General features: G+C 37.6%; 11 protein-coding genes. 7 read left to right on the top strand and 4 right to left on the bottom strand.

What is annotated here, in order from left to right; all coding sequences use genetic code 11:
* The first annotated feature begins 83 nt into the window (after window positions 1-83).
* Window positions 84-743 (top strand): DUF937 domain-containing protein, encoded by a 660-nt coding sequence (locus AB1278_RS03580; RefSeq protein WP_202841511.1) that lies wholly within the window; start codon window positions 84-86, stop codon window positions 741-743.
* Window positions 744-800: 57 nt separating this feature from the next.
* Here AB1278_RS03580 and AB1278_RS03575 read toward each other — a convergent pair whose 3' ends face one another.
* Together AB1278_RS03575 and AB1278_RS03570 are read right to left on the bottom strand one after the other, a co-directional pair.
* The gene (locus AB1278_RS03575; protein ID WP_065119703.1) at window positions 801-920 is read right to left on the bottom strand and encodes a 30S ribosomal protein THX; all 120 of its coding nucleotides are present in this window, start codon (window positions 918-920) and stop codon (window positions 801-803) included.
* 120 nt (window positions 921-1,040) lie between these two features.
* Entirely contained in the window at window positions 1,041-2,435 is a 1,395-nt protein-coding gene (locus AB1278_RS03570; RefSeq protein WP_429812469.1) for an MATE family efflux transporter, read from the bottom strand.
* A gap of 112 nt (window positions 2,436-2,547) precedes the next feature.
* Between AB1278_RS03570 and AB1278_RS03565 the strand changes: the two genes are divergently transcribed.
* The 3 genes from AB1278_RS03565 to AB1278_RS03555 all read left to right on the top strand — a co-directional run bounded on the left by AB1278_RS03565 (window position 2,548) and on the right by AB1278_RS03555 (window position 6,644).
* Window positions 2,548-2,910, top strand: a complete 363-nt coding sequence (locus AB1278_RS03565; protein ID WP_202841515.1) for a hypothetical protein — start codon at window positions 2,548-2,550, stop codon at window positions 2,908-2,910.
* Between the two features lie 136 nt (window positions 2,911-3,046).
* Window positions 3,047-4,801, top strand: coding sequence for an aspartate--tRNA ligase (aspS, locus tag AB1278_RS03560; protein ID WP_202841517.1), 1,755 nt, complete (start codon window positions 3,047-3,049; stop codon window positions 4,799-4,801).
* Between the two features lie 511 nt (window positions 4,802-5,312).
* Complete coding sequence (locus AB1278_RS03555; protein WP_202841519.1) at window positions 5,313-6,644, top strand: M12 family metallopeptidase; 1,332 nt, start codon at window positions 5,313-5,315, stop codon at window positions 6,642-6,644.
* Window positions 6,645-6,730: 86 nt separating this feature from the next.
* On the opposite strand, the gene AB1278_RS03550 is transcribed toward AB1278_RS03555, so the two are convergent.
* Both AB1278_RS03550 and AB1278_RS03545 read right to left on the bottom strand, forming a co-directional pair.
* Complete coding sequence (locus tag AB1278_RS03550; RefSeq protein WP_411413368.1) at window positions 6,731-8,008, bottom strand: adenylosuccinate synthase; 1,278 nt, start codon at window positions 8,006-8,008, stop codon at window positions 6,731-6,733.
* 178 nt (window positions 8,009-8,186) lie between these two features.
* Window positions 8,187-8,756: a Crp/Fnr family transcriptional regulator gene (locus AB1278_RS03545; RefSeq protein WP_202841524.1), complete on the bottom strand. Its 570-nt coding sequence runs from the start codon at window positions 8,754-8,756 to the stop codon at window positions 8,187-8,189.
* 146 nt (window positions 8,757-8,902) lie between these two features.
* Between AB1278_RS03545 and AB1278_RS03540 the strand changes: the two genes are divergently transcribed.
* From AB1278_RS03540 to ligD, 3 genes are all read left to right on the top strand, one after another.
* On the top strand, window positions 8,903-9,688 hold the full coding sequence (locus AB1278_RS03540) for a Ku protein (RefSeq protein ID WP_120232730.1): 786 nt from the start codon (window positions 8,903-8,905) through the stop codon (window positions 9,686-9,688).
* Window positions 9,688-10,293, top strand: coding sequence for a DNA polymerase ligase N-terminal domain-containing protein (locus AB1278_RS03535; RefSeq protein WP_202841526.1), 606 nt, complete (start codon window positions 9,688-9,690; stop codon window positions 10,291-10,293). The genes AB1278_RS03540 and AB1278_RS03535 overlap by 1 nt, the downstream gene beginning before the upstream one ends.
* 71 nt (window positions 10,294-10,364) lie before the next feature.
* On the top strand, window positions 10,365-12,230 hold the full coding sequence (ligD, locus tag AB1278_RS03530; protein ID WP_429812462.1) for a DNA ligase D: 1,866 nt from the start codon (window positions 10,365-10,367) through the stop codon (window positions 12,228-12,230).

Raw genomic sequence — 12,230 nt, 5'->3', positions numbered from 1 at the left:
TAACAATATTTGTGAGAGCAGGTTATTTTCTGAGGCATATTTTTTGATAACTTTGGTTTACTTAATACTTAATAAACACAAAAATGAGTTTAATTGACCTTCTTACAGGGAACACCGGCAATCAGGTTGCTGAACAGGCTGAGAACAAATTCGGAATCAGCAAAAATCAGGTAATTGCCCTATTAGCCGTTGCTGCACCTCTTATCATTTCTTATCTTAGAAATAAATCTCAGGATGCTAAAGAAGCGGAAGCTTTAAATAATGCTTTAGATAAAGACCATAACGGCAGTATTTTAAATGATGCTTCACAAATTGAGGCAAGACAGGCTGAAGGAGGATCGATTCTTGATCATATCTTTGGCGGGCAAAAAAGTACTGTTGAAAACCAGTTATCACAAAATACAGGAATTTCAATAGACAAAATTGGTCCTATTCTTGCGATGCTGGCACCTGTAGTTATGGGCTATATCGGACAGCAGAAACAACAGAGTAACGTAGGAGCAGGCGGCCTGGGAGATCTTTTAGGAGGAATTCTTGGAAATGCTTCCAATCAGGCTCAAGCCCAGCAGTCTAATCCTTTGAATGACATTCTAGGAAGTGTTTTGGGAGGTGGCGGACAATCTCAATCATCAGGAAATCCTCTGAACGATATACTGGGAAATGTATTGGGTGGTGGAGGAAACCAACAACAAGGCGGCGGCGGACTAGGCAGCATCCTTGGCAATATTTTAGGAGGTAAATAATTAATTTAATTTTCATAAAAAAGACCGGAGATATGATCTTCGGTCTTTTTATTTTGATTACTTTTTAGATTTTTCTTCAGAAGCTGCAAAAGATTTTGAGGCTTTTTTAGGTCTTCTTTTACCATAACTTCCGGAATTAATTTTTCCTCTTCTTGATTTTTTGTCTCCTTTTCCCATAGTATTATGTATTTGTTGTACCACGAATTTAGAAAATACAATACTAAAATCCAATTAGTGAAGCTGTTAAAGTTTTATAAATTAGGGAGGAAAGCTGGAGAATTCCATCACCCACGCTTTCTACACTTTTATTGTCTTCCATTTTCCTTTTTTAAATAAGATAAAGGCAACAATGGTAATCAATGTTTCTGCGGCTGGAATTGATATAAAAACTCCTTTGGGTCCCAAGTCAAGATATTTTGATAAAAAATAGGCCAGCGGAATCTGAAACAGCCAGAAACCAAAAAGATTAACCCAGGTAGGTGTCCATGTATCACCAGCTCCATTAAAGGCATTGATCATCACCATCCCGATTCCATAGAAAATAAATCCAACACTCATAATCTGAAGCGCATTTTTAGCAAAATCTTTAATGGCAGTTTCCTGAGTAAAAAAGCCTACTAAAAAATTCCCCATAAAAAGAAAGATCAGACTTACGATCAACATAAAGATGACATTATATTTCACGGTTTTCATCACCGACTGTTCCGCTCTCAACATTTCATTCGCTCCCATATTCTGTCCTACCAATGTAGATGCGGCATTACTCAAACCCCAGGCAGGAAGCATAAAGAACATCATCAGTCTTAAAGCGGTCTGGTAACCCGCCGATGCATTCTCTCCTCCTGTAGTAGCTACCAGTTCTGCAAGAAAAATCCAGCTGCAAGAAGCAATGACAAACTGAAAAATACCGGGAGTTGCAATTTTTATAATAGATTTGATTAATCCGTAATTCGGTTTAAAATAAGAAATCAGAATACGGATCTGAGTATCCGCAACCAAAAGATGATACAGCTGATAAATTACTCCAATACTACGTCCGATTGTTGTTGCCAAAGCAGCTCCCGTAAGCCCCAAAGCAGGTACAGGCCCCAATCCCTTTATCAGAATCGGACAGAGAATAATATTGGCTATATTGGCTATCCATAAGCTTTTCATCGCAATCATCGCGTTTCCGGCTCCTCTGAAAATACCATTAATTAAAAATAAAAGCATAATGATTGTACTGCTTCCCATCATAATTCTGGTAAAATTCTTTCCATAAGCGGCAGCCTCAGGTTTTGAACCCATCAGGATCAGGATTTCTTCTGCATAGATGACTCCCAGTAAGCTTAAAACAAAAGTAACCGCAAAAGAAACCAACAATACCTGCGCAGCACTTCTGGAAGCCTGTTCCGGGTTTTTCTCACCAATTCGTCTTGCTACCAATGCTGTTGCCGCCATACTCATCCCAATCGCAATAGAATACATTATGGAAAGTACAGATTCAGTAAGTCCTACCGTTTGAATAGCAAAACCGCTTTCTTTCAGATGGCCCACAAAATAAAGATCAACAAGCGCAAATACGGATTCCATAGCCATTTCCAGCATCATGGGAATGGCTAAAAGCAGCACAGCACTTCTGATATTCACTTTCGTAAAATCGGTCTCTTCACCGCTGAATGCTTTTTTCAAAAATTCAATATATTTTGTCATTTCGCAATTAATATTTTGTGTAATCCCAAAAATACAAATCCAATTATTAGAAAAACTTAGCAATTGGTAATAAAATTTAATTTAGATTTGTATATTCTTAAAAATTATTCTTATGAAAAAAATAATCTCTACTACCTTTCTATTTGGAATGTTACTGTCTGGCAGTATGTTATCTGCCCAGAAGATGACTCAGGAAAAGATGAAAGCCATTTATTCTGATGATATATCAACATTTAAAAAACAGTTTGCTCCGGGAGATTACAACAAATGTTTCCTTGTTGGAAATATACTTTATTCACCTCTTGGTTTCAGTGTAATGTCCGACAGAAAAAACATTATCAACTTCCTTTTGGACAGCAAGGCTAATGTCAATAAAAAATGTCAGAACAAAACGCCTCTTGAAGTAGCTGATGAGACTAAAGGCAGCGAAGAAGTGAAAAGAATTCTTATTGCAAAAGGCGGTAATAGAGATTAAAAAACTAAAAACAATAGATGAAACTTCCGAAAGGAAGTTTTTTTTATTTATAAAACCTGCAAAAATCTTATCTTTGCCAACGAAAAATTCAAGGTCCGGAACTGGACCTTAAACATTGAACTTTAAACAAATAATTATGTTTCGATCACACACCAACGGAGAGCTATCTCTGAAAAATCTGAATGAAGAAGTTACACTATCAGGATGGGTACAGACTATCCGTGATAAAGGATTTATGATTTGGGTAGATCTTCGGGATCGTTACGGAATTACCCAGCTGGTTTTTGACCAGGAGCGTTCTTCTGCACAATTGATGGAAGAAGCTAAAAAACTGGGCCGTGAATTTGTGATTCAGGCTACCGGAAGAGTTATTGAAAGAGTAAGCAAAAACCCTAATATTCCAACAGGGGAAATCGAAATTCTGGTAGAGAAACTGACAATTCTGAACGATTCTCAGCTTCCTCCCTTCACCATTGAGGATGAAACGGATGGTGGTGAGGAGTTAAGAATGAAATACCGTTACCTGGATATCAGAAGAAATCCGGTAAAAGATAAACTGATCTTCCGCCACAAAATGGCACAGAAAGTAAGAAATTATTTATCTGACGAAGGTTTCATTGAAGTGGAAACACCTGTTTTGATCAAGTCTACTCCAGAGGGAGCAAGAGATTTTGTTGTACCAAGCAGAATGAATCCGGGGCAGTTTTATGCATTGCCACAGTCTCCACAAACTTTCAAACAGCTTTTGATGGTAGGTGGAATGGATAAATACTTCCAGATTGTAAAATGTTTCCGTGATGAGGATTTAAGAGCAGACAGACAGCCGGAGTTTACACAGATCGACTGCGAAATGGCTTTCGTAGAGCAGGAAGATGTCATGAACGTATTTGAAGGGATGACTAAAACTCTTTTAAAAGATATTACAGGTCAGGAATTCGGAGATTTCCCAAGAATGACTTTCGCAGATGCGATGAGAAAATATGGAAATGACAAACCGGATATCCGTTTCGGAATGGAGTTCGTAGAATTGAATGAACTGGTAAAAGGAAAAGACTTTAAGATATTTGATGATGCTGAATTAGTAGTCGGAATCAATGTAGAGGGGTGTGCAGACTATACAAGAAAGCAGATTGATGAACTTGTTGATTGGGTAAAACGTCCGCAGATTGGTGCTTCAGGAATGGTTTGGGCAAAATTCCAGAATGACGGAGTAAAAACCTCATCGGTAAACAAATTCTACAACGAAGAAGATTTAACAAAGATCATCGAAAAATTCGGAGCAAAAGAAGGTGACTTGATGTTGATTCTTTCCGGAAACGAAAATAAAGTAAGAGCTCAGCTTTCTGCATTAAGAATGGAACTTGGAAACCGTTTGGGATTAAGAAAAGGAAATGAGTTTGCTCCACTTTGGGTAGTAGACTTTCCGCTATTGGAATGGGATGAAGATACCGAAAGATACCATGCAATGCACCACCCGTTCACCTCTCCGAAGCCAGAGGATATCCACTTACTGGAAACTGATCCTGGTAAAGCAAGAGCTAACGCTTATGATATGGTTCTGAACGGAAACGAAATCGGTGGAGGATCTATCAGAATTTTTGACAGAGATCTTCAGTCTAAAATGTTTGATTTATTAGGATTTACCAGAGAAGAAGCAGAAGCTCAGTTCGGATTCCTGATGAATGCCTTCAAATACGGAGCACCGCCACACGGAGGTTTAGCATTCGGATTTGACCGTCTTGTAGCTATTCTTGACGGAAATGAAGTGATCAGAGATTACATCGCTTTCCCTAAGAACAATTCAGGACGAGATGTAATGATTGATGCGCCGGCTTCTATTGCAGATGCACAGCTCGACGAACTGGAATTACAATTGAATTTAAAAGCATAATGTAAAGCGGGGTATTTGCCCCGCTTTTTTTATATTCTCCTACAACCTTAAGTTCACCTTGAACTTCCTGATATTTTATCCTGACAATACTATTTTGAAAAACAAATCTTAATCAAGTAATATTATTTAGAATCAAAAAACATTACAAATTTTACTATAATTTATCGATTTACTAACAAAACAAACTTTACACTAGCAAAATATGCATTTTTACACATTATATCAAACATTCATGAAATAACTTGATTTACAATTTAATAGTAAAAATTAAATTAAAACAATTGAATCAACGAAATAAATACATTTTTCAAATAAAAAAAGAACAAATCAATCATTATATTATGTTATATGTAAATATAATTTTTATTAATATATTTACGTTACACAGCTGAATTATAATGAAGACTTAATCAAAACTTAGGAATTGATGTATTTTTATAATCTCATGCGTATGATAATAATATAGCTGTTCATATTTTAAACCTTGATCACCAAACCAATATTAAATAATATGAAAAGCAAACTATTACTCTTATCAGGATGCCTTGTTTTGGCCCTGAATTCATGTAGATCGGATATTGAAAATGCACAAACAGATTCAATAGACCTTACAACGACTAAACAGGACAATGCGAAGATTCACAAATTATTAATTGACGGAAAATACACATATGTTAATGAAGTCAATGGCGAATATTTCTATGCAGATGATATAACAATCAGTACCGAGCAGTTTAATAAATTAAAAAGCCTGGCTAATTCAGAAATATCCACAGCTCAAAAAAGTACTATTGTAAGCTCATTTATTAAAACATGGCCGAATGCCACAGTCTATTATACATTACCCAGCCAGGGAACTATGAGCACTCAGAATTATAATACGTTCCTTACCAATATTAACAAAGCGTTTGAATTGATCTCGTCTCAAACCAGTATGCAGTTTGTTCAACGTACCAATCAAACAGAATACATCACCTTTACTTATACAACTTCCAACAGTTCTCCACTCGGATGGCAACAAAACAGAGTTAACGGTATTAAGATTTATAATATCACGTATCCCGCCATTATCGCTCACGAAATAATGCATTCTATGGGAATTATGCATGAGCAATGCCGTCCGGATAGAGATCAGTACATCATTGTAGATGTTAACAAAGCTGTAGAAGGAAGCCGCCACAACTTTAACATTTACAATGATTACGCAGGATATGGGGATTTTGATTTCGGTTCAGTCATGATGTATCAGTCTACAGACTTTGCTATAGACCCAAGCCAGCCTGTAATGACTAAGCTGGACGGATCTACATTTACCAAACAAAGAACTGGATTGTCTGCCGGTGATTATGCCGGAATAAACCATTTATATGGACCTGTTAATGCCAGTTCCGCAATCAACGGGACTTATACGATGACAACAGCTTTAGCAAACAATAAAAATGTAGATATTACCGGAAGTTCTACTACAGATGGCACCAGTATAATTTTGTATTCAGCTTCTACAGGAAATAATCAGAGATTTACTTTCAGCAAATCAGATCATGGGTATTATATCATCAAATCTATACTGGATCCTTCAAAGGTGTTAACCGTGAGAGGTAACGGAACAACGAATGGAACGGCTGTTGAATTAAGAACCAATGCTAATGCCGATTCTCAGAAATGGTTATTATTCAATCTGGGAAACAATGGCTTTGGTTTTGCTCCCAAAAATGCGCCGGCATTGAGATTAGAGGTAAAAGATGGCTTAACAACCAATCTTACCCCTATTGTAATCGGCACTACGGATCAAACGGTTCAGCCTTCTACAAAGCAGCGCTTTACACTTACAAAAGTTAACTAAGTTTTTTCCATACAATAAAGAGGTTAGAAAATAAATTTTCTAACCTCTTCTGTTTATAAGATCAGTATACACTGCCTGGCATAAAACTATTTGCTGATCAATTTCAACATCTGCTCCCTTCCCGGCCCTGTCGACAGATACGCTACAGGGATTCCCAATTCTGCTTCCAGAAATGACAGAAATTCAATCACTTCCTTTGGCAGCTCCGAAGGGCTTTTCATGGCAGTAAAATCAGCATCCCAGCCATTCATCCATTTCAATACAGGTCTTCCGTTTTCAGGAAGTAAACCTGAAACATCCACTGTTTTTCCATCTTCCAGTTCATAATGGGTACAGATTGCTACAGATTTTAATCCGCTCAAAACATCTGCTTTTGTCAGAACCAGCTGAGTAACCCCGTTGATCATTACCGCATATTTTAAAGCAGGCAAATCCAGCCATCCGGTTCTTCTGGGACGTCCTGTATTGGAACCAAATTCATTTCCTTTCATTCTGAGATCATCACCAAATTCATCTAAAAGTTCCGTTGGAAATATACCATTTCCCACACGCGTACAATACGCTTTCGCTATCCCGTAAATTTCACCGATCTTTTTCGGTGAAACACCTAGACCGCTACTCGCTCCTGATGCTGTCGTTGAGGAAGACGTTACATAAGGATAAGTACCATGATCAATATCCAGCATCGCCGCCTGAGATCCTTCTGCCAATACCTTTTTACCTTCAGATAAAGCTTTGTTGATATAAATTTCAGTTTCTGTACAATTGAATTTTTTAAGGAATTCCACCGCATCAAAAAACTCTTTACTGATTTCTTCCAAAGCAGGCAAAACAATCATTCCTCCTTCTTCAAGCATCCTGTAATCTCTATTCAGAATATGCTGCGCCCTGCTTTGAAAATCTGGTAAAAATATATCCCCTACTCTCAGGCTCTGTCTTAATATTTTGTTTGAATACGCCTGGGCAATTCCATTTTTTGTAGTTCCGATAGTGGTATACTCAGGACTTTGTTCCATGAAAATATCCAGAAGCTTATGCGTTGGCATTGCCAGGTGTGCTTTTTTGGAAATAATGATATTGTTTTCCGGCTGAATGGTTTTATCAAATACCTGAAGATTCAGAATTTCTTTTTTAAAACTTACAGGATCAATAACAGTTCCCGTACCGATTACATTCTGTACTCCTTTCATAAAGATTCCCGAAGGAATCATTTTAAGTGTTATTCTGCGCCCGTTTCTTTCAATGCTGTGCCCAGCATTAGATCCGCCATTAAAACGTGCTGTAATGTCGTAATTTTCACTGATCAGATCAATGAACTTTCCCTTTCCTTCATCTCCCCATTGTAATCCTAATACAATATCCATATTCGTATTTTAAATTTTATGAAGCAAAGCTATGGCAGTCAGAAGGAAAGACCATTGTCATTTGACAAAAAGAGATTTCTTGAGAAACTAGAAGCTAGATTTTAGAAGTTAGTAAACTCACAAACCCTCTTACTCTCCCACTCAAAATAATATCATCTATCAATTATCATTAATAATTCTAGACAATATTTCTCCTGATCCTGCTCAGTGAAGACGGCGTAACGCCAAGGTAAGAAGCCAGCATAGATTGAGGAACTCTGTTGGCAAGACCGGGATAATGATTTAAAAAATGAATGTACCGTGATTTCGCATCCTGATTAAGCATGATACTGGCGACCTTCAGTTTATTTTCCACTACAAAAGCATGGATTCTTGCAAACAAAACAGGCCATACTGCAATTTTCTCTTCCAGAATTTTAAAATGTTCACGGTCAATCACCAGCAATACAGCATCGGTAATCGCTTCAATATCTTCATGCGCGGGCAGTTGATCCGTAAAGCCCTGAAAGTCTCCGATAAATCGTCCTTCATAGATAAAATACCGTGTAAAATCGTCACCTTGCTTGTTGTAATACAAGGACCGGAAAACTCCTTCCTTCACAAAGGCAATTCTCTGACTTACTTTCCCGGCTTCTATAAAAGGCTCTCCTTTTTTTACTGTCATTTCCTGAATTCCTTCAGCAATCAGCAGCTCGTCCTGAGGATTCAGTATTCCGAATTTTTTGATATAAGTAAAAAGCTCTTCCATATTTTGATATCACCACGGATTGCGGAAAGATAAAGATATAAAAGTCGGAGATAAAAACAATTGTCATTTGGCAACAAAGTCCATGAAAGGTACCACACGGGCTTCTGTCGGCATATTAATTGCTTGATTTTTAAAAACGTAAGACAATGAAAGCAATTTGGAACGGCGCAATTGGCTTCGGATTAGTCAACATTCCTGTAAAAATTTATTCCGCAACGGAAACCACAAAACTGGATCTCGATATGCTCGACAAATCTGATTTTTCAAACATCCGGTTCAAGCGAGTAAATGAAAATACAGGAAAAGAAGTAAAATGGGAAAACATTGTTAAAGGTTATCTCATGGACGACAAATATATCGTTCTTGATGAAGAAGATTACGAGGCTGCAAGCCCGGAAAAAACAAAAATACTTTCTATTGACCAGTTTGTAAAGGAAGTAGAAGTAGACAGTATGTATTTTGAGACTCCTTATTATCTGGAACCTCAGAAAAATGGTGAAAATGCCTACAGACTTTTATTAAAAGCTCTTGAAAAAACAGCTATGGTAGGAATAGGGACTTTCGTACTCCGTGACAGCGCAGCTATTGGGATGATCCGTCCTTACAATGACGACATACTGGTTCTTAACCGCCTGAGATTTGATCAGGAAATAAGAGACTATTCAGATTTAAAAATTCCTGCCCAAAAAGCTCCGAAACCTGCAGAGCTGAAAATGGCTGTCAGCCTTATTGAGCAGCTTTCTCAGGAATTTGATCCCGCAATGTATAAAGATACCTATTCTGATGAGCTGATGAAGATCATCAAGCAGAAAGCAAAAGGCAAAAACGTAAAAGCCCAAAAAGCGCAGCCTGCTAAGGAAGGTAAAGTGATTGACCTTATGGCCCAATTAAAAGCCAGCCTGAATACCTCTAAATCCAAATCCGCATCGTAATGGCTCTCAAAGATTATCATAACAAAAGAAAGTTCGATGAAACCAGCGAACCTAAAGGAAAAACAAAGAAAAGCAAAGACAAACTGATTTTTGTAATTCAGAGGCATGCAGCCTCCAGGCTTCATTATGACTTCCGGCTTGAAATGGAAGGTGTACTGAAGAGCTGGGCTGTTCCGAAAGGCCCGTCTTTAGACCCAAAAGACAAACGACTTGCCATGATGGTAGAAGATCATCCTTACGATTATAAAGATTTTGAAGGAAACATCCCGGAAGGAAATTATGGAGCCGGACAAGTGGAAGTGTGGGACAGCGGAACTTATGAACCTCTGGAAGAAAATTCTAAACTTTCTGATGAAAAAGAACTTCTGAAGGAACTCCATGCCGGTTCTTTAAAATTTATTTTGCATGGCAAAAAGCTGAAAGGTGAATTTGCTCTGGTTAAAATGAAAAATAATGATGACAACTCATGGTTGCTTATCAAACATAAGGACGAATTTGCAGAAAGTCCTTACGATGCTGAAGAAAACACTTCACCAAAATCTTTGGTCACCCAATTTTTAGAGGAAAAAAAAAGCCTAAAAATAAAAGAAAAAAAGAAGTCGTAACTTCTGAAAAACCTTTCAGAAACTTCAATTCTTTAACAAATGAAAAAAAGCTCAAGTCTTTCATTAAACCAATGCTGGCTAAACTTTCAGAGGAAGCCTTTAATGATAAAGACTGGATCTTTGAAATAAAATGGGATGGCTACAGAGCTATTGCAGATCTCAGCCATGATACTCCGCTTTTCTATTCCCGGAATGGAATTTCCTTTTTATCAAAATTTGACAAAATTGCCCAGGATTTCGACCAACAAAAACATCGTATGATTCTGGATGGCGAAGTTGTGGTCTATAACGAACAGGGAAGACCTGATTTTCAACTTTTGCAACAAATCGGGGATAACCCTGATGCCGCCCTTGCCTATCAGGTTTTTGATATTCTATGGCTCAATGGCCATTCTACAGAAGATCTTCCTTTAATTCAACGTAAAGAACTTTTAAAAGAAGCTCTGACAGAAACCGAACGGATCAAGTATTGCGATCATATTCCTGAAAAGGGCATTGAGTTTTTTGCACAAATGAAAGAAATGGAACTGGAAGGGATGATTGCAAAAAGGGCAGACAGCCTGTATGTTGAAAATCACAGAACCACCGATTGGCTTAAAATCAAGTTTTCCAATACAGAAGAGGTCATTATTTGTGGTTTTACGGAACCCAGAGGATCCCGGGAAAGCTTCGGAGCGTTGATCTTAGGAAAATTTATCGATGGGGAGCTTACTTACTGTGGTCATACAGGAACAGGTTTCAATACGGTTTCTTTGAAAGAAGTGTATGAGAGACTTCAGAAAATAATTGTAAAGTCATCTCCATTCGAAACAGCTCCCAAGACCAATATGCCGGTAACGTGGGTAAAACCTGAGCTGGTATGTGAAATCAAATATTCTGAAATTACCAAGGATGGAATCTTCAGACATCCGGTTTTTATCACAATCAGGGATGACAAAAGCCCGGAAGATACTAAAGATCCATCCTTCACCGAAAAATCCAAAGATATGAATACAAAAGCTTCATCAAAAAAGACAAAGACTTCTGAAAAAGAGATTACCTTAGACAAGCATTCCGTAAAGCTTACCAATCAGGATAAGGTATATTTTCCTGAAGATGGCATTACAAAAGGAGATGTCATTGAATATTATCAGTCTGTAGCACGTTATATTCTCCCTTATTTAAAAAATCGTCCGCTTTCTCTCAACCGCTTTCCCAATGGAATTGAAGAGCAGAGCTTTTATCAGAAAGATGCAGGAGATCATGTTCCTGACTGGATAAAAACCACACAGGTATATTCGGAATCCAATGATAAACATATCGATTATATTTACTGTAATGACAAAGCTACTATGGCTTATCTTAATAATTTAGGCTGCATTGATTTCAATCCATGGAACAGTTCTTTACCAGATCTTGAGCATCCGGATTATCTGGTTTTAGACCTTGACCCTTCTTCAAAAAATACATTTGATGAGGTGATTGAAACGGCACTTCAGGTGAATGAAGTTTTAAAATCAATTAAAATAAAAGGTTACTGCAAAACCTCAGGAAGTACAGGAATTCACATTTATATTCCGATGGGTGGTAAATATGATTTTGACCAGGTAAAAGATTTCGCTCATATCCTCATGAAGCAGGTGAATGATAAACTGCCCAAGATTACCACGCTGGAAAGAAGTCTTCAAAAAAGGGATAACAAAAAAATTTACCTTGATTACCTGCAAAACAGAACAGGGCAGACTCTGGCAAGTGCATACAGTCTGAGACCAAAACCCGGAGCTTCAGTTTCCATACCTCTGGAATGGGACGAATTGAAACTGGGAATGAAACCTACAGATTTTACTATTAACAATACCCTTGAAAGAATTAAAGAGAAAGGAGATTTGTTTAAACCAGTTTTGGGTAAGGGAATTGATATGATGAAGGCTTTGGAGCTGCTGCAGAATATAGAGTAA

Origin of the sequence: Chryseobacterium sp. NRRL B-14798, assembly GCF_050470705.1 — a bacterium.
Lineage (GTDB): Bacteria > Bacteroidota > Bacteroidia > Flavobacteriales > Weeksellaceae > Chryseobacterium > Chryseobacterium cupriresistens.
Note: the sequence above shows the minus strand (reverse complement) of the source record. Positions and strands in the feature narration are given on the sequence as shown.